This window comes from Amycolatopsis sp. NPDC001319, from assembly GCF_042896185.1.
In the GTDB taxonomy this organism is placed as follows: domain Bacteria; phylum Actinomycetota; class Actinomycetes; order Mycobacteriales; family Pseudonocardiaceae; genus Amycolatopsis.
Genome location: NZ_JBIAWY010000009.1, coordinates 357827 through 376694 on the forward strand (window position 1 = coordinate 357827; position 18868 = coordinate 376694).

An 18868-nucleotide genomic window follows, 5' to 3' on the forward strand; every position below is an offset into this window, starting at 1 on the left:
GTCAGCACTGCCCCCGCCCGCTGGTGGCCAGTGCGAGCAGACCTGCCGGACCCTCGGGCGAAAGCAGCAGGTCCTGCGCGGCGTGCGTGGCGGCGACCGCGTCGGCCATCCGCGGCAGCATTTCCGCTTCGTACGCGGCGATCGCGGAGTCGACGTCGACGTGGTCCGGCGAGGTCAGCGCGGTGACGAGCACCAGCGCGTCGAGCAGGCCCATGTTCACGCCCTGCCCGGTGAACGGGGGCATCACGTGTGCCGCGTCGCCGACGAGGGTGAGGCCGCTTCGCGCAGCCCAGCGCTGCTCGGTGGGCACGGTGTAGAGGGGCCACCAGACGAACTTCGCCTCGACCTCGTCGAGGATCCCGCGCATCTTGGGCGCCCAGTCCGCGAACTCGCGGTCGAGCTCGCGCCGGATGAAGTCCGGGTCGGCGAGCGTGGTGCCGGTGGCGCGGCTGGGATCTTCCGCGCGGCGCTGAGCGAAGTACACGCGGATCGACCGGTCGCCGTTGCGCTGGCACAGGAATGCCTTGTCGTGGCCCAGAACCAGGCCGGAACCCTCGCCCACGACCTCGGCCGCGTACGAACCGGGCCGCGGGTGCGTGATCTCGCCGGCGATGAACGTGACCCCGGTGTAGACGGGCGCCTCACGCGCCACGGCCGGGCGGGTCCTGGACCCGATGCCGTCGGCGCCGATCACCAAGTCGGCATCGACCGTCTCCCCCTGGGCGAGGGTCAGCCGCCATCGCTCGCCGCGGCGCTCGACGGACGTGAGGGCGCGGCCCCACTCGACCGTGCCCGCGGGCAGGGAGTCGAGCAGCAGCGAGCGCAGCTGGAGGCGGTCGATCTCCGGGCGGACCTCGTCCTCGTCGGACTCGTCGGTGGCCAGGAGCAGGTTCCCGTCGGTGTCGAAGTAGCTCGTGCGCTGGCCTTGCGGCCGGGCGAGGCGCGTGAATTCGCCGGCCAGCCCGGCCGCCGCGAGCACCCGCAGCCCGCCGTCCTCGCCGAGGTCGAGCGAACCGCCCTGCGTGCGGGCGCTGCGGTCGGCGTCGCGTTCGAGCACCTTGACGCCGACGCCATTCAGGTGCAGCAGGCGCGCGGCGGCCAAACCGGCCGGACCGGCGCCGGCGATGACGATGTCGAGCTCCTTCAGACCTGCTGGTGTGGGCATGGTCAGGCTCCCTTCAGTCGGTAACTCACTTTAAAAGGTAAGTTACTAACCTGAAGTTGCCCACTGCTCGTGAGGTGAGTCTCACCCATAAGGTGACTCGCTCACCTTTTGGGTACGGTGGCGGGATGGTGAAGCGCATCGAGCCGGCGGACCTGCCGCTGCGGGAACGCAAGAAAGCGCTGACGCGCCAGGCGATCCTCGACGCGGCCGCGCGGCTGTTCGCCGAGCACGGCTACGACAACGTGACCGTCGCCGACATCGCCGACGCGGCGACCGTGTCGGTCAAGACGCTCTTCGTCTACTTCCGCTCGAAGGAAGACCTCGTCTTCGCCGAGTCCGACCTGCTCGACGCGCTGCTGGCGGGCCTCGACGCGCGCGAGCCGGGGGTTTCGGCCGCGCAGGCTGTGGCCGACGTGCTCATCACCGTGATCCACGACGAGGCCGGCGCCGCCCGCGGCCTCGAGGACTACCACCACGCGTACGGCGGCTCGGTGTCGCTGCGCTCCGGCCTGCTGCGCATGTGGTCGGAGTGGGAGGACCGCGTCACCGAGCACCTCGCCGGCGACGCCCCGGCCACGCCGATGAACCGGCTGCACGCGATCCAGCTCGTCGGCCTCGTGCGCACCACCACGTCGCCGGAGCTGCGCGCCGCGATCGACCCGGCGGACCCGCAGGCGCTCGAACGCTGGCTGCGCGCGGCGGCGAAAGCCGTGGAAGCTTCGCCACCCGCCGGGTGACCCCGGCCCGTGGTAGAACCGGCTGACCGTTCCCGGAACCCGACTGGCAGGATCGCGCGGATGATCGTCGACGCACACGTGCACCTGGCGCGGCTCCCGACGTTGAAGCTCGCCTGGGACACCTGGCTCAGTCCCGCGTCGGACCGAGCCGAGGTGGAGTCCGTGTACGGCCCCGACGGCGCGATCGTCCCGGAGCGGATCGACGCGCTGTTCGCGGCCGGCGGCGTGGACCGCGCGCTGCTGTTCACCGAGCACAGCCCGCGCGTCACCGGCATGCAGCCGCCCGAGGATCTGCTCCCCGTGCTCGAGTACAACCCGACGCGGTTCCGCCTGGTGGCCAACGTCAACCCGCACCTGCACTACCCGGTCGCGGCCGAACTGCGCCGGCAGCTGGACCTGGGCGCGGTCGCCCTCAAGATCCACCCGGTCCACGGGAACTTCGCGCCGAACGACCGCGAGCTGTACCCGGCGTACGCCGAATGCGAGCAACGCGGGATCCCGGTGATCACGCACACCGGCCCGAGCTCGTTCCCCGGCGCGAGCGGCCGCCGCGGCGACCCGGTGCTGATGGACGACGTGCTGCGCGACTTCCCGGACCTCACCGTCGTGCTCGCCCACGGCGGCCGCGGCTGGAGCTACGAGGTCGCCGGCTTCATGGCGCTGGCCCGGCCGAACGTCTGGCTCGACATCGCCGGCCTGCCGCCGCGCAAGCTGCCGCAGTACTACGACCGGTTCGACCTCGACCGCATCGCCGCGAGGTGGATCTTCGGCACGGACTGGCCCGCGTCCCCCGCCATGGGAGTCAACCTCAAGGCCGTCGCCGACCTCGGCCTCGCACCGAACGTGCTCGACGCGGTGCTCGGCGGCAACGCCGAACGCGTGTACCGGCTGACCTGACGTTCAGGCGCTCACGAGGCTGTCGCGCAGGTACGCGGCCAGCCGGATCCGCAGGCCGCGCAGATCGGCGAGCGCGATGGTGAAGCTGTAGACGGGGCGGTAGCCGACGACGTCGGACGCCTCGCCGCACGGCCCGCTCAGGTACACGAACCCGTCGTCGGTGTCGGTGTGCGGCTCGGCCCAAAGCTGCTCGGCGCCCCGGCCGGTGCCGCGGTAGGCCCGCCAGAACAGCGGCGTCTTCATGATCTCGCCCAGCGTCGCGGCGAACCCCGCGACGTCTTGCTCCGGCAGGCCGAGCCCGCGCCCGTCCCAGGCCCGGGGCAGCGCACGCACCGCCGTGTGGTCCTCGACCAGCGGTGTGCACGCGAACACCGCGACGTCTCCGCACAACCGGACCGTCCACCGCCGCATGTCCGCGGTCACCGGAATCTGGAACATCCCTCGCCCACCCTCCTCCCCCAGGAGAATCGTCCATCGTAGACCGACGCGGCCCGCGGAGAAAAGCCTTCCATCAGGCGACATTCGCGATGATCCGTGATCCGGAGCACGTCGGCCCGAAGGCCCGGTCGTCATGATTATTTACCGCCCTCGGCCGGCCGGCGCGGGGTGCGATTTGGTTGACATGTCCCCTAAATTTGTGCTTCTCTGGATCTCGGACCACGGACGAGGAGAGCGCGGATGGATGACGTCGAGAGGCGAGTCAAGGGGCACCTGGACGCCTGGATGATCGCCGACGCCCGAGAGCGGGCGGCGGCGCTCGGCCGCGTGTACACCGACGACGTGACGGTCGTCGAGCCGGATCGGGTGCTGCGGGGCCGCGAGGTGCTGAACGAGCGCATCACGGAGCTGCACCGGCTCTTCGGCGGGCTCGAGTTCACGGTCCTGGGCCCGATCGAGCGCAACCAGGACTACGTCCTCTACCGGTGGAGCCAGCCCGTGCCCGGGCGGGCCGAGCCCGTCACGGGCTGGGACGTGCTGACGTTCCAGGGTGAGCGCATAACCCACGTCGTGATGTTCATCCCCGCGTTCGAGGACCTCGAGATCCCCGAGCCGGCCTGAGCCCCACCCTGGAATGGGGGTAGGCGGGTTGAAGGCCGCGCGGTGTTCTGTGACGATGGCAGCGCCGGCGTCCACAAAGGACTCTCGGCACCGTCGAGCACCGAGGAGGCCGGCATGCTCGGCACCGGCAAGAGCGTGGCCCTGCCCGGCGGCCGGGTCGCCTACTCCGAGCGTGGCACCGGTCCGGCGGTGGTGTTCGTGCACGGGCTGCTCGTCAACGCGAACCTGTGGCGCAAGGTCGTCCCGCCCGTCGCCGACGCGGGGTTTCGGTGCCTCGCCCCGGACTGGCCGCTCGGCGCGCACCGGATTCCCCTGGCGGCCGACGCCGACCTGACGCCGCCGGGGGTCGCCCGGCTGATCGGGGAGTTCCTCGACGCGCTCGACCTGACCGACGTCACCGTGGTCGCCAACGACACCGGCGGCGCCCTGACGCAGCTCCTCATGGCCGAGAACCCGGAGCGGATCGGCCGCGTCGTGCTCACGCCGTGTGACGCGTTCGAGGAGTTTTTCCCCGCGCCGTTCGACGCGCTGCCGCGGCTGATGCGCCTGCCCGGCGCGGCCTGGGCCGGCAGCCGGCTGCTGCGGCTGCCCATCGTGCAGCGGCAGCCGTCCGCGTTCGGCGCGCTGGCCAAGCGCGGGATTCCCGCCGAGGTGCTGGACTCCTACCTGCGCCCGGCCTACGACAGTGCTGGGATCCGCCGGGACCTGCGGCGCTTCCTCCTCGGCGTGCACCCCCGGTACACCCTGGCCGCCGCCGAGGCCCTGCCCGCGTTCGGCAAGCCCGTGCTGCTGGTCCGCGCGGCCGACGACCGGATCTTTCCCGCTTCGCTCTTCGACCGCCTCGCGGCCGTCCTGACCGACGCGCGGCTGGTCACGGTCGCCGATTCGGGCGCCTTCGTGCCGGAGGATCAGCCCGCCGAGCTGGCGCGGCTGATCGTGGACTTCGCCGGCCGGGCCCGCGGCTAGTGGCCGCCGCTGTGCGGTGGGACGGTGAAGGCGACCGTCTTGCTGTCGAGGATCTTGTGCGTCGGGTCCGCCAGCCCGATCCACACCTTGTGCGGCCCCGGCGGCAGGCTCTGGAGGATTAGCGGCTCGCCGCTCGCGTCGGCCCAGTGCCACGGCGCGTCGTCCACGGTCACGTGGATGTGGCCGATCCGCGGCGACACGTCGAGCGCGGCGGGCCCGTACACGGGCACGATCCGCAGGTTCTCCGCGCGGTAGCGGATCACCACCAGCCCCATCGCGAGCTGGTCGGGCAGGGGACGGTCCACGACCAGAGCCGGCGGCGGCTGAGAGGCGAGCGGTACGACGGGTGCCGGTGACCAGCCGGTCGCGGCGGAGGCCGGCGGGGGAGGTGCGCTGGGAGCGGCGGCGGTCGGCGTGGTGGAAGTCGAACACGAAGTCACCACGCCCACCGCCAGGGCGGCGAAACTGATCGCGATCGCCCGTGTGGTGTTCGGAAACGGACGTCGGCTGTGGGGATTGGTCACAAGATCAAGTTAGCTTCCGGCCCCTGTTCACCGCGCCCGTCGGATGACGCTGTGGTTGTACGTCATCGCTGTGCCTGGCGCTCGGCGAACGTGGCCGGAACCGTGACGGATCAAGGAAGACCGGCGTGCGGCACGTCCACGCGAGCCGCGGCGAGGCGGCCTTCGCGGGCGTTCTTCCGGGCGTTCTCGTCGAAGTCCGGCGCGGTGCACATGAACAGCGTGCGGCCGTCGGTGCCGCCGAGCATGCAGGCGAACACGCCGGTGCCCGTGGGGATCTCGTCGGTGATCTCGCCGCCCTCGCGCACGCGGATCACGCGGGCGCCGACGGCGTCGGCGATCCAGAGCGCGCCCTCGGCGTCGAGGCAGCAGCCGTCGGCGCCGACGACGATCTGCGCGAGCGCGGCCGGGAGGTCCTCGCCGGTCGGCACGTCGCCGAACTGCGCCCAGATCCGGCGGTTGGTCAGGGACCCGTCGCCGGCGACGTCGAACGCCGTGACGCGGTTGCCGAAGGTCTCGTTGACCAGGAGCACGCCGTCGTCGGTGAGCACGCTTCCGTTGGGGAACCACAGGTCCTGCGCGACGGTGGTGACGGTGCCGTCCGGGTCGGCCCGCAGCAGCGACGCGGATTCGAGCGGGGCGCCGCCCATCAGGTCGAAGCCGAACTCGCCGACGAACGCGCGGCCGCGGGCGTCGACGACCATGTCGTTGGGGTGGCCCTTGACGTGGCCCGACAGGTCGGCGTGGGGCACGAGCGTGCCGTCCGGTTCGCGGCGCAGCAGCAGGCGGTCGCGCATCGACACGACCAGGAGCCGGCCGTCGGGCAGCCAGCCGAGGCCCGACGGCTGCTGCGGGACCTCGGCTTCCGTGCGCAGGTCGGTGCCGTCCTCGGCCGCCGAGCACACGCGGTAGGTGTAGAAGTCGGAGAACCAGATGCGGCCCTCGTGCCAGCGCGGGCACTCCAGGTAGGACAGTCCTTCTAGGACGGTGGTCGTTTCGCGGCTCATGATTCCCCTGGGGACGGTGTGGGTTTCGGGTCAGCCGGCGGCGGCGTCGAGGAAACGCTCGAGCTCGCCCCGGACGTCGGACCCGCACGGCTGGAAGACGATCTCGGTGACGCCGCGCGAGGCGTAGTCGTCGATCTTGCGGCGGACCTCGGCGCGGGTTCCGCTCAGCGTCACCTCGCGCAGCGTGGCGCTGCCGCCGGCCTGCCAGGCGGCGCCGTCGGCTTCGTTGAGGTCGACGCAGTGTCCTGAGTGGATGGTGAGGTGCCGGTGTTCCTCGGGTGTTTTCTCCACCACCTCGAGCCATTCGGCCCCGCCGGGCAGGGTGCGCACCGCGTCGGGACCGCCGAACTCGTAGGCGCCGTGGAAGGACAGCGCCCAGCCCGGGCCGGCGGCCGAGCGCGCGTGGGCGGAATCGGTGGGCTCACCCTCGTCGAGCACGGTGCCCCATTCGAGGAAGGCGACCCAGGGGTGGTCCTTCATGAACTCGGGCGTCTGCAGCGTGGCGAACAGGCCGTCGCCGAGCTCGGTGGCGACCTTGTTGCCCTTGGGACCGAGCGCGCCGACGAGGATCGGCACGTCGACGGGCCGCGCCGGGGCGTGGCCGTCGGGGTGCAGCATCCGCATCTGCGCGCCTTCCCACTCCACGATTTCGCCGCGCAGCAGGCCGCGGTACGCGCGCAGGTAGGATTCCATGAACGCCCAGCGCACGGCGCCGTAGCCCATCGCGCGGCGGCCGGAGAACCCGGTGCCGAACGCGACCGCCACGCGGCCGGGGGCGAGCGCGGCGAGGGTCGCCGTGGCGGCGGCGTTGACCATGGGGTGGCGCAGGCTGGGCACGAGCACACCCGGGCCGAGGCCGATGCGCTCGGTGCGGTCGGCGGCGAGGGCGAGGGTCATCCACACGTCGGGGCTTTGCTGGGGTGTGTCGTACACCCAGGCCCGGTGGTAGCCGAGTCGCTCGGCCAGTGCGATGTGGTCCGGAGAGTCCAGGGCGGTGGGGAACGCGCAGGACACGTCCACGGTGTCCTCCTCCCGATCGACGGCGGATCGCGGCAGAACGTCTACCTGGGACAATGACTAAGCGCATAGTCATAATCGCTGGTGGTGTGGGACGATACACACACCCTTGGGGCGGAGCAAGGGCAGCCCTCCAGCGCCTCCGACCCGGAAAGGACCCCCGATGAGCGCCCAGCGATCCGCGCTCCCCGACCTGGCGGACGACTCGCTCGGCCTCTGGGACGCCGGCTTCGGCAAAGCCGCGCGCGGCCTGCTCACCGGCGGCGTGCGCTGCTTCGCCGCCCAGGGCTTCCACGCCACCACGACCCGGGACATCACCGCCGCGGCCGGCCTCTCGCCCGCCGCGCTGTACGTGCACTTCAGCTCCAAGGAGGAAGTGCTTTTCGAGATCACCCGCGCCGGGCACAAAAGTTCACTCGATGCGCTCAACCGCGTCCCGCCCCACGCGGACCCCGCCGAGCACCTGCGCGCCCTCGTCGCCGCCTTCGTCTCGTGGCACGCCCGCCACCACGTCGCCGCCCGCGTCAGCCAGTACGAACTGGGCGCCCTGACCCCCACGCACTACGACGCCATCGTCGGCCTGCGCCACCAGTCCACCGCGATCTTCCACGACGCCCTCACTCACGGCCCCGCCCTCGGCCCCTTCCCACCCGCCGACGCCCACCGCCTCGTCCGCGCCATCCTCTCGCTGGGCGTCGACCTGGTCCGCTGGTACCGCCTCGACGGGGCGGACTCGCCCGAGGAGCTGGGGGAGTACTACGCGGACCTGGCCCTCGGGATGGTCTCGGCGGCCGCCACACGCCGCGGCCGCTGATCCGGAGTGGTCCGGACCGCGCCGCCCGCGTGCGGGCTGCAATTTTCTGGCAGTGGAAGCCTTACCTCCCCGCGCCGGGCGGGGCTGATGCCAGCGGCCGTGCGCACTGTCGACCCGGCCGGAATGCGTTGGGCGCAACCGTGGACTGGTCCGCCATAGAGGGCCGAAGAGGGCCGAGTAAACGGCATCGTGCTCGCGCGGATATCCCGGTTGGGCAGCGATTTTCCTGGAGTGGCAGGAGGGCTATCGCGCCGAGAGGCATTGCACGCAGGCGGGCGACCGTGGCTCGGGTGATGGCACGGGACTGAGGGGCCGAGCTTGTGCGGCGGGGCGGCGGGTTTCCGGGAATGAGTGGGGGACTGCAGTGCCGGCCGGGGCCAGCACCCGGCGGGGTGCGGGGTGGGGCGACCGGCTCGAGGGGCCGAGCATGTACGGGGAGGCTGTTTCCAGGACCGGGTCGGAGACTGCAGTGCAAGCCTGGGTCGGCGCCTGTCGGGGTGCGGGTGCCCGGCGAGTCGTGGGGCGACCGGCCCGAGGGCCGATTCACCTGAGCCGCCGGGGATTCCGGCGCCGACCAAGGCCCGGGGCGGCCACCGCCTCCGGCCGGCCATGGTGGCGCGGGCCGGGGCGCAGCGGCTTCAGAGCGTGACGAACCGCCCCCCGATTTGGTGAAACGATCACGCGCCGTGGATGATCACGGGGTGATCACGTTCCGAGGCCCTGGGGGGCACGCGACGCCGGCCGGAGTGGTGAAGCAACTGTTCGAGGAGGCGGCCGCGCGCCGGGGGGCGGTGGTGGTGCTCGTGGCGGCGGCGGTCGTGTTCGTGGCGGGGGTGCTCGCGATCGTGTGCACGCTGTGGCCGGTGGATCTGGAGGTCTACCGCCTCGGCGCGCAGGCGCTGGCGCACGGGCGCGACCTCTACGGCCCGCTGCCGCCGACGCGGTCGGGCATGACGTTGCCGTTCATCTACCCTCCGTTCGCCGCGATCCTGTTCCTCGTGCCGGCCGCGGTGCCCACGCCGGTGGCGGCCGTCCTGATGCTGGCGATTTCGCTGACCGCCCTCGGCGCGACGGTGTACGTCGTCGTGCGGCCGCGCGCCGGGAGGCGGACGGCGGTGCTGGCCGCGGTCGTGGTCGGGGCGGCGTCGCTGGCGTTCGAGCCGGTGCGGGAGACGCTGTGGTTCGGGCAGGTCAACCTCGTGCTCATGGCGCTGGTCGTGATCGACTGCCTGGGACCGAAAACCCGTCTGCCGCGCGGGGTGCTGGTGGGCCTGGCCGCGGCCGTGAAGATCACGCCGGCCGGGTTTCTGCTGTTTTTCTTGCTGAAGAAGGACTTCCGCGCGCTCGGCACCGCGCTCGTCACGTTTGTCGCCGCGGGTGCGGTGGGTTTTGTGGTGGCCCCCCAGGCTTCCGCGGCCTACTGGTTCGGCGGCGGGCTGACCGGGGCGTCGGGCATGAGCGGCTCGATCTTCGCCACCAACCAGACCATCCAGGGTGCCGTCCACCGCTTCGGCCTCCCCGCGACGCCCACACTCGTCCTGGTCGCCGCGGGGACCCTGGCCGCGCTGCTCCTCGCCGCGGCGGCCATGCGCCGGGCCGACGAACCGGTCGCCTTCCTCCTCAACGCCGCCGCGGTCCTCGTGTGCTCACCCATCTCGTGGTCGCACCACTGGGTCTGGATCGTCCCCGCGACGATCGTCCTGGCCGCCCGCGCCACGACCGGCCGCGCGGTGGCCGGCCTGGCGGCGGTGGTCGCGATCTTCATCGTCGCGCCGCATTCGCTGTTGCCGAACAACGACTTCCGCGAGCTGTCCTGGGGACCGCTGGAGCACGTGATCGGCAACAGTTACCTGTTGCTGGCACTGGGTTTCCTCGTGTGGCAGTTCGCCACGCGCCACCGCCGCGCGCTCACCCCGCCCCTGGTTCAGTGAGCCCGGCGAGGCCGATGTACGCCTCCGAAGCCTCGTAGACCTTCCGGCCGTCCAGGTCCGCGGACAGCTTCGGCGCGACGAAGTCCCGGGCCCACTGCGCGGTCTGGAACCGCAGCGGCGGGTTCTCCTGCCCGAGCAGGTCGAGGATCTGCGGGCCGACCTCCTCGACCGCCTGCACGCCGCCGGTGTTGCCGATCACGCGGGACAGGAAGTCCCACGGCTCGGGGTACGGGTTGTTCTCCACTACGTCGGTGGGCAGCAGCTTTTCGAAGCGCCGCGGGGCCATCACGTCGGTGGCCACCGGCCCGGGCTCCACGATGGTGGTCCGCACGCCGTAGCGCGCGACGACGGGCGCGAGCGACTCGACAGCTCCCTCGAGCGCGAACTTCGAAGCCGCGTACGCGTCGTTGTACGGCGCGCCGACCAACCCGTTGGCGCTGGTCGTGACAATCAGCCGGCCCTTGCTCGCGCGCAGGTGCGGCAGCGCCGCCTTGATGACGGCGAGGTTGCCGAAGAAGTTCGTCTCGAGGACGAAGCGGAAGCCGTCCATCGTGATCTGCTCCGCCGTGCCGAGGGCGAAGATGCCGCCGGCCTGGGAGACCACGGCGTCGAGGTGGCCGTGGGTTCGGGCGACGTCGTCGATCAGCGCGTAGACGGCCGGGTGGTCGGTGATCTCGAGGAACCGGATGTCGAGCTCGACGCCGCGCGCCTTGGCGTCCTCCGCGAGTTCGGTCATGCGCTGCTCGTCGCGCCCGGTGGCCACGACGGTGTACCCGGCCGCCGCCGCGTCGAGCGCGATCGTGCGGCCCATCCCGGACGTGGTGCCGGTGACGAGGAGAACCTTGCTGGTCATGGAAGCCTCCTGACAGTTACGCACACTGTGTGCGTTAATCGCGAAGCTAGCCTCGCCGCACTCGTCCTGTCAACGCACATGGCGTGCGTTATGCTGGAGCGGTGACTTCCTTCCAGCGCGCGCGTTCGCCCGAGAGCAAGCGTCAGCGCGCGGAAGCCCTGGTGGACGCGGCCCGCACGCTCGCGCGGGAGCGGGGCGTCGCGTCGGTCACGCTGACGGCGATCGCCGACCAGGTCGGCGTGCACCATTCCGCGATGCGCCGCTACTTCCCCTCGCACAAGCACGTGCTGCTGCGGCTCGCGGCGGACGGCTGGGCGACCTGGGCGGACACGGTCGCCGAAGAGCTTCGAGGCCGCACGGTCTCACCGGGGGAGCTGGCGGAGGTGCTCGTCGCGTGCCTGGCCGCCGATCCGTTGCTGTGCGACCTGTTCGCCAACGTCCCGCTGCACCTGGAGCACGACGTCGACGTCGACCACGTCGTGGAGTTCAAGCGGACCAGCCGCGCGGCGATCGACGTCCTGACGGCGGCCATCGCGGCCGCGGCGCCTTCCCTTGCCGCGGCGGCGATCGACGTCGTCACCGCGGCCAACGCCCTCGCTGCCACGCTGTGGCAGGTCACCCATCCCGGGTCCGAGCTCGCCGCCGCGTACCGGGCCGACGCGTCGCTGTCGATCGTCGGCCCCGGTGACTTCGTCCCGACGCTGACCCGGCTGCTGGCCGCGACGTGCACCGGGCTCGCCGGCGCGCCGGGCGCCGGGCTTCAGGATGTGCGGGACTTACCACCGGCCACTGACGCCTGAGAGCCGTGCATCACCAGTTGTGCGTATTCGGACAGCTTTTCGGGAGTTCCCGCACGCGTGATGAGGCCGAGGTAACCGTCGGGCCGGATGAGGGCGAAGCCGCTCTCGCCGGTGCCGTAGCGATCGGTGAACGAGCCGTCCGGGTCGTGGAGCGCACCGAGGCCGCCGGAGCCGATGGGCACGACCGTGCCGAGCCCGGCCAGGGCCGCGCGGTACTCGTCGAGCACCGCGTTGTCCTGGACGCTCGTGAGGAGCAGGTGGCCGGGCCGGCGCAGCAGCTCGTCGAGTGAGGTCGGCGTGCCGTCGGCGGTGCGCAGGCCGGGCAGGTCGGGCGCGTGGTCGCCGGGGTGCGGGTGCCGTCGTGAGGTCGCGCGGCCGGTGACGATGGGGCTGCCGCGGTAGTGGATGTCGACCTCGGCGATGCCGGTGATCAGCTCCTCTCGCACGGGCGGGAGGTGCCCGACCAGGAACAGCGCGAGGTTGCGCAGGCCGCGTTCGGGGCCGTTGACCGTCATCACGTCGGTCATGCGCGTGGTCTGCTTGACCACGGACGCGCCGACCCGGTGGCGTTCGGCGTGGTAGGAATCGAGCAGCGCGGGATCGGCGCGGCCGGTCGTGACCAGCGCGAGCTTCCACGCGAGGTTGACCGCGTCGTGGATGCCGGTGTTCATGCCCTGGCCGCCGGCGGGGCTGTGGATGTGCGCGGCGTCGCCGGCCAGCAGCACGCGGCCGTGGCGGTAGCGGGGCACCTGGCCGTGGTGGATCTCGAAGTAGGTGAGCCAGTGGGCGTCGGTCACCCGCCACGCGCCGCCCGCGCGCTGGTCGACGAGCTGTTGTGTCTCGGCGATCGTCGGGACCGCGCCGGGCGCCGGGCGTTCGACTTCGAACAACAGGCGCGTGCGGCCCTCGGGCATCGGGAACACGCCGCCGATGCCGTCGGGGTGCGCGAACATCCGCACGGTGTCGGGTGAGCGTTCGGACTCGGCGGCGACATCGGCGAACAAGAAATGTTGACCTTCGAACACGCCCTCGATCCGCGTGCCGACGGCCGTGCGCGTGGTGCTGTGCCCGCCGTCGGCGCCGACGACCCAGGCGTAGCGGGACCGGTCACGCCCGGCCGCCGAGGTGAAGGTGGCCGTGACGCCCGTCGAGTCCTGTTCGAGGCTCTCCAGCGTCACGCCGCGTTCGACCCGCACGCCCAGGTTGGCCGCGTGTTCGGCGAGCAGCGCCTCGGTCCGCGGCTGGGCGAGGTCGAGGATGCGGCGGTAGCGGGTGGCGAGGTGCTCGGTGCCCAGCCGCACCGTGGGCTGCTTCGGGTCACGCCCGGCGTAGAGCTCCAGCGCGGTCATGGCGGACGCCTCGCGCTCCAGCGGCGCGAGCACGCCCATGGCGGCCAGGTGCTCCTGCGTGCGCGGGTGCACGACCACTGCGCGGGACTGCGTGGTGGGCTCGGCCAGCTGCTCGACCACCCGCACGCGCGCGCCCTGGCGCACCAGTTCCGCGGCGGCGGTCAGGCCCACCGGGCCGGCCCCCACGACCAGCACGGTGTCCTGCCCGGACGCGGTCACGGAGCGAGCGTCAGGTCGCGGTCGTCTGTTCTGATCAGTGTCATTTTCCCCGTTCCTCTCGGCGTTGCGAAAGGGCTACCCCAGTTCTGTCGTGGTGGCTTTCAAGAGCGTTACAGGGTTGTCTCGATCGGATTTTTTCCCTGAGTCCACAATGGACTTGTGACGGGTGGTGCGCCGGTTTTTGTCGGGCCCCTCGCGTAGCGTGCGGTGTCATGGTGCTGACAGTGGAAATGCGCGAACAGTTCCTGGCCGAGCCGCACGTCGGCGCGTTGTCGGTGGTCGAACGCCCCGACCGCGCGCCCCTCGTCGTGCCCATCTGGTACCAGTACACGCCGGGTGGCGAGCTGTGGATCCGCACGCCGCCGGACACGCGCAAAGCCCGCGCGATCGCGGCGACCGGACGGTTCACCTTGATGGCGCAACGAATCTCGCCCACTGTCCGCTACGTCTCGGTGGAAGGACCGGTCACCGGTACCGGACCCAGTTCCGACGGGCAAACGCGGGAAATGGTGTCGCGGTACCTGCGGCCGGAGAAAGTCACGCCCTTCCTGGACTTCGAGCGAACCCACATCGGCGAGCACATCGTGATTTCGATGCGGCCGCAACACTGGTTCTCGTCCGATCTGGGGCCGGCCTGATTTCGCGGTAACCACTCGTTCGAGCCGCTTTCCCACTATGGTGAACGGGCTCACGCGACGACAGGGGCGGCGGATGACGACGTCGGACAAGGACGAACCTGCGGATCCCGGCGTTCCCAGTGCCCCCGGCGAGGACTCACCGCGATTCGGTGCACCTGACGCACCGACGCCACCGTCGGGATCCCTTTCCGTCGGCGGCCTTCAGTTCGGCGTCGAACCCCTGGGCGGTTCGACGCCGCGACCCGGCGGCGGCCAACAGGGTGTCCAGCCACCGGGTCCACCCTTCCTCGACGACGACCCTCCTTACGGCGGGCTGTCCGGTACGGCGGGCACGCCGTCGTGGCCGGGCGACATCGATTACGGCACTCAGCCCGGCGAGCCGCCCGACCCCTATTCGTCACGTTGGGCGGAAGGTGGCGCTTACGGCGCGCAGCCGCCAGGGCCGGCGTTTTCGTCGGTCGACGGCGATCTGCGTGACGAATCGAGCTTTCGCGGGCAGAACCAGGAACATTACGGTGGGCAGCCGCCGGGGCCGGCGTTTTCGTCGGTTGGCGAACGGCCGCCCGAGGAGCCGCGTCCTCGAGCGGAGGATCAGTATTACGGCGGAATGCAGGGCGGCCAGCCACCCGGGCCGGCGTTCTTCGAGAACTCCCCGGCTGAAAGCGGACCGTCGTCGGAATCGGCGTTTTCGCCGGGCGGCGCGGCGGATCCGCTTGAGGAGCCGTGGCCACAACCGTGGAATCAGAGCCAGCAGGGTGGTTCTCCGCCCGGGCCCGCCTTCGTCGAGAGCGGCTCGACGTACGGCGGACCGCCGCCGGAACCGCCGTTTGCGCGGCAGCCGCTGCGAGACGACGGGCTGTTGGAGCCGGAGAGTTCGCCGCCGCCGGGGCCGACGTTCGCGCTGCCGCCGACGTGGGCGCCGCCGCAATCGCCGCAGCCGTGGGGTAGCGGGGCGCCGCCGGGGCCGCCGCTTGAGCCGGACGTGTACGACGTCGCCGACGGAAGTGGCGGACGGTCGAGGGTGCCCGGGCCTTTCGGCGACGTGCGCGAGCCCGGGTGGCGGCGGTTGCTGCGGCGGCTGCGGGGGCGCGGGTAAGGCATGACCGGGATTCTTCAAGGCGCCCTCGGGGGCGCCCGCGCCTTGCTGGTCGGGTGGATCCTGCCGAGCCTGATCAACGTTGTGGTGTTCGGGTTCGTCGTGGCGCCGGGGCCGAGGCGGGTCGGGGCGTTGAGCGTGGACGCGGGGTGGGCGGCCGTCGCGGGGTTGCTGGCCACGGCCGTGCTCGGACTGGTGCTGGCGGCGCTGCAGACGCCGCTCTACCGCGTCCTCGAGGGGTACTTCGCGTGGCCGGGCTGGGTGTTCCGCGGGCGGCGCCGCCGGCAGGTCGCGCGGATGCACCTGTTGCGCAACCGGGTCGACGCGGTGACGTTGTCCCGCCGGGAAGGCCGGCTGCCGGAGGAGGACCGGGCGACGCTGGCGGCGTTCCGGGCACACCCGGTCCTCGGGCCCTGCCTCGAGCGGGACCTGCGCAAGGGCCCGGTCTGGCACGCCCTGCTCGCCGAGCGCCTGCACCGCTACCCGCTCGACGACCAGCAGGTCGCCGCCACGCGGCTGGGCAACGCGATCCGGCGGTTCGAGGAGTACGGCCACCACCGGTACCGGCTCGATTCGCAGGTGCTCTGGCACGAGCTCAACGCCGTGGTGCCCGAACCCGTCCGCAAGCAGGTGGAGGACGGGCGGACCAACGTCGACTTCTTCGTCAGCCTGCTCTGCGGCCACGTGCTCGTCGCGGTGGCCGCGGCTGTCGACCTCATCGCGGGCCGGGCGGAGCTGCCCTGGGTGACGGGCGGGGCGCTGGTGGGCCTGCTGGTGCTGGCGGTCGTCTGGTACCGGGTGGCCGTGGTGGCCACGGACGAGTGGGCCGGCGCCGTCCGCGCGATGGTCGACCTCGGCCGCGCGCCGCTCGCCACCGCGATGGGGTTCACGCTGCCCGCGCGGCTGGCGGACGAGCGCGAGATGTGGCGGGCGGCCGTCGAGTTCGTCGGCACCGGGCCGACCGACGCGCTCGACCCGTACCGGGCTAAGCCGGAGTAGCGGCGCGCCGGTCCCGCAGCACGGCGAAGACGATCGCGGCCAGGCCGAGGATCGCGACCACGGCGTTGGCGGTGGTGAGCACGACGGCCTGCCACATCACCGGCGGGTGCGTGTCGAACAGGTGGAAGAAGAAGTGCGGCACGGCGAAGAGCGAGAACGCCGCCGCGGCAGGCACGACGTAGTGCGTCTTCGGCTTGACCAGCGCGATGCCGAGCATCAGCGCGACGGCCAGCGTCGCGCCGCCGAAGTCGCGGGCGAAGTGCTCGCTGAACGGCGGGTTCAGGTCCACCGTGGGAAACGTCGTGTAGAAGCTTTCGGGGAAGAGCTGGTTCCAGCCGCCGACGACCAGTTCGTCGAGGAACGGGATCACCAGGGCGGCCCGGATGGCGAGGGTGTTCACGGGAGTCCTTTCAGGACAGTCGGTTCGCGACGCGGCGCAGGTACTCGGCGAACGTGCGCTCGCCCCGGGCGTAGTCCTCGCGCGGGAGCAACGCGCCGCCGGTCATGGCCTTGCCGACCGCGCCCGGCAGGCGCACCGGCAGCACGATTTTGCGGGACCCGCGGGCCTTGACCAGCCGGCGGGCCATGTCGGCCATCTGCAGCTGCTCGGGTCCGGCGAGCGGCCGCACGTAGCCGCCCGGCTCCTGCCCGACCTGCGCGACCAGCGCGCCGGCGACCTCGTCCGCCGAGACCGGCTGGGAAAGTTCTTGCGGCACCACGACGAACGGCCCGCGGGCACCGTCCACAAGGGGCTCCGGGAACTCGTGGAACTGCGTGGCCCGCAGGATCGTCCACGGGACCGGGCCGGTGCGGACCAGCTCCTCCTGCTTGCGCTTGCCGAAGTAGTAGCCGAGGTCGACGTCGTCCACGCCGACGATCGAGAGCGCGATCACGTGCCGCGCCCCGGCCGTCGCGGCGGCGTCGAGGAGGTTGCGCGTGGCGGCGGCGAAGAACCCGACCGCGGGCTTCCTGCGCACCGACATGACGTTGGTGACGTCGACGACCTCTTCGCAGCCGTCGAGCTTGCCGGCCAGGCCGGTACCGGTCGTCAGGTCGACGCCCCGCGAACGCGCCAGCACCACCGGCTCGTGCCCGGCCTCGGTCAGCTTCCGCACCACCAGCGCGCCGATCAGCCCGGTCCCGCCGGCGACAGCCACTCGCATCGGTTTGCCTCATTTCGTCTCGGGTGTGGATCACTGTGCAGACTGCGCAGGTCCGGCGAACGTGACAGGCCGGCGTGTGATCCACACCTCCGGGTGCCGCGAACCGGTCCAGCGGTGTGGGGGCGAAGTGGACTACCGGTCCGGCGTGGGCGCGGGTTGACTGGATCGCGCCGGGTTGTCCACACGAGATCGTTGAGAGGGAAAGATGCGGATCTTCCTCGCCGGTGCGTCCGGCGTTGTCGGGCGCCGGGTGGTGCCGGCGCTGCTCGCCGACGGCCACGAGGTGACCGGGCTGGCCCGCGGCGCCGCGTCTGCCGACCGGATCACCGCGCTCGGCGCGACGGCCGTGCTCGGCGACGTGTACGACGCGCCCGCGCTGGCCGAGATCGTCCGCGCCGCCGCGCCGGACGTCGTGATGCACCAGCTGACCGACCTCGGCTCGGGCGACCGCGCCGCGAACGCCCGCCTGCGCACCGTCGGCACGCGCAACCTCGTCGACGCGGCCGAGGCCGCCGGCGTGCGGCGGATCGTCGCGCAGAGCATCGCGTGGGCCTACGAGCCCGGTGCCGCGCCCGCGCCGGAGGAGACGCCCCTCGACCTGGCCGGCACCCCCGACCGGCTCGGCTCGGTGTCGGGCGTCGCCAACCTGGAGACGGCGGTGTCGGAACTGCCCGAATGGGTGGTCCTGCGCTACGGCACCCTCTACGGCCCCGGCACCTGGTACACCGACGGCGCCCTCATGGCCCAGCTCGCCGCGGCCGGCACCCTCGCGGCCACCGCGGACGTCACGAGCTTCCTCCACGTCGACGACGCCGCCTCGGCCGCCCTCGCCGCCCTCACCTGGCCCACCGGCCCGGCCAACATCTGCGACGACGACCCCGCGGCGGGCTACGACTGGGTCCCGGCGTTCTGCGCCTCCGTCGGCGCCCCGCCCCCGGCCCGGTCCGACGCCGCGCGCACACCGTGGGCCCGGGGCGCGGACAACACCCACGCCCGGAAGGACCTGGGCTGGACGCCGAGCCGGCCCTCGTGGCGGGAGGGGTTCAAGCAGAGCTGACTTCGGCCGCAGCGTTCGGCGCGGTCCGGAGCACTCGGCTCTGGGGCGGCCGTGGCTGTGCCCTGTGCGGTGGGACGGCTTCACCTTGGGGTGACCGCCGAGGCGGCGCATGGTGCGGCCCGGCGCGGCTGGGCTCCGGGGTGGGGAAGGTGCTCCGGCTGTTGCGGTCGGCGTGGCCGGTGTCGGAAAGGGGTGAGCTGCCCGGTTCCGGTCGGCGTGGCCGGCGTGGCCCGGCCGTTCCGGTCAGCGTGGCCGGTGTCAAGCACGGTGCGCCGCCCGGTCCTGGTCGGCGTGGGCGGCGTGGCGAAGCGCGCGCTGCCCGTTCCGGTCGGCCTGGGTGGAGTCGAGAAGGGTGCGCTGCCTGGTTCCGGTCGGCGTGGCTGGCGTGGCGAAGAGTGCTCCGGCTGTTGCGGTCGGCGTGGCCGGTGTCGAGAAGGGGTGCGATGCCCGGTTCCGGTCGGTGTGGCTGGCGTGGCGAGGAGCGCACTGCCCATTCCGGTCGGCGTGGGTGACGTTGAGAAGGGTGCACTGCCTGGTTTCGGTCGGCGTGGCGAAGAGTGCATGGCCCGTTCGGTCGGCG

Annotated in this window: 20 protein-coding genes; 11 read left to right on the top strand and 9 right to left on the bottom strand. The window is 72.1% G+C overall.

Annotation, left to right across the window (positions count from 1 at the left end; genetic code table 11):
- Position 1: 1 nt before the first annotated feature.
- Complete coding sequence (locus ACFY1H_RS32850) at positions 2-1165, bottom strand: FAD-dependent oxidoreductase (RefSeq protein WP_386952930.1); 1164 nt, start codon at positions 1163-1165, stop codon at positions 2-4.
- A gap of 125 nt (positions 1166-1290) precedes the next feature.
- Here ACFY1H_RS32850 and ACFY1H_RS32855 point away from each other — a divergent pair, with 125 nt between their 5' ends.
- Positions 1291-1902: a helix-turn-helix domain-containing protein gene (locus ACFY1H_RS32855; protein ID WP_386952932.1), complete on the top strand. Its 612-nt coding sequence runs from the start codon at positions 1291-1293 to the stop codon at positions 1900-1902.
- 60 nt (positions 1903-1962) lie between these two features.
- Complete coding sequence (locus ACFY1H_RS32860; protein WP_366584899.1) at positions 1963-2799, top strand: amidohydrolase family protein; 837 nt, start codon at positions 1963-1965, stop codon at positions 2797-2799.
- A 3-nt stretch (positions 2800-2802) separates the two neighbouring features.
- Here the strand turns inward: ACFY1H_RS32860 and ACFY1H_RS32865 are convergent, their stop codons facing one another.
- Positions 2803-3237: a hypothetical protein gene (locus ACFY1H_RS32865; protein ID WP_366584901.1), complete on the bottom strand. Its 435-nt coding sequence runs from the start codon at positions 3235-3237 to the stop codon at positions 2803-2805.
- Positions 3238-3477: 240 nt separating this feature from the next.
- On the opposite strand from ACFY1H_RS32865, the gene ACFY1H_RS32870 reads away from it, so the two are divergent.
- Both ACFY1H_RS32870 and ACFY1H_RS32875 read left to right on the top strand, forming a co-directional pair.
- Entirely contained in the window at positions 3478-3858 is a 381-nt protein-coding gene (locus ACFY1H_RS32870; RefSeq protein ID WP_366584903.1) for a nuclear transport factor 2 family protein, read from the top strand.
- A 114-nt stretch (positions 3859-3972) separates the two neighbouring features.
- Complete coding sequence (locus ACFY1H_RS32875; protein ID WP_386953056.1) at positions 3973-4824, top strand: alpha/beta fold hydrolase; 852 nt, start codon at positions 3973-3975, stop codon at positions 4822-4824.
- Here ACFY1H_RS32875 and ACFY1H_RS32880 read toward each other — a convergent pair.
- The 3 genes from ACFY1H_RS32880 to ACFY1H_RS32890 form a co-directional block, all read right to left on the bottom strand.
- Positions 4821-5348: a DUF6130 family protein gene (locus ACFY1H_RS32880; protein ID WP_386952936.1), complete on the bottom strand. Its 528-nt coding sequence runs from the start codon at positions 5346-5348 to the stop codon at positions 4821-4823. The two genes, ACFY1H_RS32875 and ACFY1H_RS32880, sit on opposite strands and share 4 nt — an antisense overlap.
- Positions 5349-5458: 110 nt before the next feature.
- A complete protein-coding gene (locus ACFY1H_RS32885; protein WP_366584907.1) occupies positions 5459-6352 on the bottom strand; it encodes an SMP-30/gluconolactonase/LRE family protein in 894 nt (297 codons plus the stop codon).
- Positions 6353-6382: 30 nt separating this feature from the next.
- The gene (locus ACFY1H_RS32890) at positions 6383-7372 is read right to left on the bottom strand and encodes an LLM class flavin-dependent oxidoreductase (RefSeq protein ID WP_386952939.1); all 990 of its coding nucleotides are present in this window, start codon (positions 7370-7372) and stop codon (positions 6383-6385) included.
- A gap of 160 nt (positions 7373-7532) precedes the next feature.
- Between ACFY1H_RS32890 and ACFY1H_RS32895 the strand changes: the two genes are divergently transcribed.
- Together ACFY1H_RS32895 and ACFY1H_RS32900 are read left to right on the top strand one after the other, a co-directional pair.
- Complete coding sequence (locus ACFY1H_RS32895; RefSeq protein ID WP_386952942.1) at positions 7533-8183, top strand: TetR/AcrR family transcriptional regulator; 651 nt, start codon at positions 7533-7535, stop codon at positions 8181-8183.
- Between the two features lie 749 nt (positions 8184-8932).
- Positions 8933-10114, top strand: a complete 1182-nt coding sequence (locus ACFY1H_RS32900; RefSeq protein WP_386952945.1) for a glycosyltransferase 87 family protein — start codon at positions 8933-8935, stop codon at positions 10112-10114.
- Here ACFY1H_RS32900 and ACFY1H_RS32905 read toward each other — a convergent pair.
- Positions 10092-10967, bottom strand: a complete 876-nt coding sequence (locus tag ACFY1H_RS32905) for an SDR family NAD(P)-dependent oxidoreductase (protein WP_386952948.1) — start codon at positions 10965-10967, stop codon at positions 10092-10094. The two genes, ACFY1H_RS32900 and ACFY1H_RS32905, sit on opposite strands and share 23 nt — an antisense overlap.
- A gap of 101 nt (positions 10968-11068) precedes the next feature.
- On the opposite strand from ACFY1H_RS32905, the gene ACFY1H_RS32910 reads away from it, so the two are divergent.
- Complete coding sequence (locus ACFY1H_RS32910) at positions 11069-11767, top strand: TetR family transcriptional regulator (RefSeq protein ID WP_386952951.1); 699 nt, start codon at positions 11069-11071, stop codon at positions 11765-11767.
- Here ACFY1H_RS32910 and ACFY1H_RS32915 read toward each other — a convergent pair.
- Positions 11728-13335, bottom strand: coding sequence for an FAD-dependent monooxygenase (locus tag ACFY1H_RS32915; RefSeq protein ID WP_386952954.1), 1608 nt, complete (start codon positions 13333-13335; stop codon positions 11728-11730). The two genes, ACFY1H_RS32910 and ACFY1H_RS32915, sit on opposite strands and share 40 nt — an antisense overlap.
- 212 nt (positions 13336-13547) lie before the next feature.
- Between ACFY1H_RS32915 and ACFY1H_RS32920 the strand changes: the two genes are divergently transcribed.
- The 3 genes from ACFY1H_RS32920 to ACFY1H_RS32930 all read left to right on the top strand — a co-directional run bounded on the left by ACFY1H_RS32920 (position 13548) and on the right by ACFY1H_RS32930 (position 16068).
- Positions 13548-13973, top strand: coding sequence for a pyridoxamine 5'-phosphate oxidase family protein (locus ACFY1H_RS32920; protein WP_386952957.1), 426 nt, complete (start codon positions 13548-13550; stop codon positions 13971-13973).
- A 73-nt stretch (positions 13974-14046) separates the two neighbouring features.
- The gene (locus ACFY1H_RS32925; protein WP_386952959.1) at positions 14047-15069 is read left to right on the top strand and encodes a hypothetical protein; all 1023 of its coding nucleotides are present in this window, start codon (positions 14047-14049) and stop codon (positions 15067-15069) included.
- 3 nt (positions 15070-15072) lie between these two features.
- Positions 15073-16068, top strand: coding sequence for a hypothetical protein (locus ACFY1H_RS32930; RefSeq protein ID WP_386952962.1), 996 nt, complete (start codon positions 15073-15075; stop codon positions 16066-16068).
- Here ACFY1H_RS32930 and ACFY1H_RS32935 read toward each other — a convergent pair.
- Positions 16055-16468, bottom strand: coding sequence for a hypothetical protein (locus ACFY1H_RS32935; protein ID WP_386952964.1), 414 nt, complete (start codon positions 16466-16468; stop codon positions 16055-16057). The genes ACFY1H_RS32930 and ACFY1H_RS32935 overlap by 14 nt on opposite strands.
- 10 nt (positions 16469-16478) lie before the next feature.
- A complete protein-coding gene (locus ACFY1H_RS32940) occupies positions 16479-17231 on the bottom strand; it encodes an SDR family oxidoreductase (protein ID WP_386952967.1) in 753 nt (250 codons plus the stop codon).
- A 205-nt stretch (positions 17232-17436) separates the two neighbouring features.
- Between ACFY1H_RS32940 and ACFY1H_RS32945 the strand changes: the two genes are divergently transcribed.
- On the top strand, positions 17437-18288 hold the full coding sequence (locus tag ACFY1H_RS32945) for an NAD-dependent epimerase/dehydratase family protein (RefSeq protein WP_386952969.1): 852 nt from the start codon (positions 17437-17439) through the stop codon (positions 18286-18288).
- Positions 18289-18868: the final 580 nt, after the last annotated feature.

Excerpts from the sequence above, each read along its gene's own strand:
- ACFY1H_RS32850 (WP_386952930.1), bottom strand. The coding sequence starts at position 1,165 with ATGCCCACACCAGCAGGTCTGAAGGAGCTCGACATCGTCATCGCCGGC.
- ACFY1H_RS32855 (WP_386952932.1), top strand. The coding sequence starts at position 1,291 with ATGGTGAAGCGCATCGAGCCGGCGGACCTGCCGCTGCGGGAACGCAAG.
- ACFY1H_RS32860 (WP_366584899.1), top strand. The coding sequence starts at position 1,963 with ATGATCGTCGACGCACACGTGCACCTGGCGCGGCTCCCGACGTTGAAG.
- ACFY1H_RS32865 (WP_366584901.1), bottom strand. The coding sequence starts at position 3,237 with ATGTTCCAGATTCCGGTGACCGCGGACATGCGGCGGTGGACGGTCCGG.
- ACFY1H_RS32870 (WP_366584903.1), top strand. The coding sequence starts at position 3,478 with ATGGATGACGTCGAGAGGCGAGTCAAGGGGCACCTGGACGCCTGGATG.
- ACFY1H_RS32875 (WP_386953056.1), top strand. The coding sequence starts at position 3,973 with ATGCTCGGCACCGGCAAGAGCGTGGCCCTGCCCGGCGGCCGGGTCGCC.
- ACFY1H_RS32885 (WP_366584907.1), bottom strand. The coding sequence starts at position 6,352 with ATGAGCCGCGAAACGACCACCGTCCTAGAAGGACTGTCCTACCTGGAG.
- ACFY1H_RS32895 (WP_386952942.1), top strand. The coding sequence starts at position 7,533 with ATGAGCGCCCAGCGATCCGCGCTCCCCGACCTGGCGGACGACTCGCTC.
- ACFY1H_RS32905 (WP_386952948.1), bottom strand. The coding sequence starts at position 10,967 with ATGACCAGCAAGGTTCTCCTCGTCACCGGCACCACGTCCGGGATGGGC.
- ACFY1H_RS32920 (WP_386952957.1), top strand. The coding sequence starts at position 13,548 with ATGGTGCTGACAGTGGAAATGCGCGAACAGTTCCTGGCCGAGCCGCAC.
- ACFY1H_RS32925 (WP_386952959.1), top strand. The coding sequence starts at position 14,047 with ATGACGACGTCGGACAAGGACGAACCTGCGGATCCCGGCGTTCCCAGT.
- ACFY1H_RS32930 (WP_386952962.1), top strand. The coding sequence starts at position 15,073 with ATGACCGGGATTCTTCAAGGCGCCCTCGGGGGCGCCCGCGCCTTGCTG.
- ACFY1H_RS32940 (WP_386952967.1), bottom strand. The coding sequence starts at position 17,231 with ATGCGAGTGGCTGTCGCCGGCGGGACCGGGCTGATCGGCGCGCTGGTG.
- ACFY1H_RS32945 (WP_386952969.1), top strand. The coding sequence starts at position 17,437 with ATGCGGATCTTCCTCGCCGGTGCGTCCGGCGTTGTCGGGCGCCGGGTG.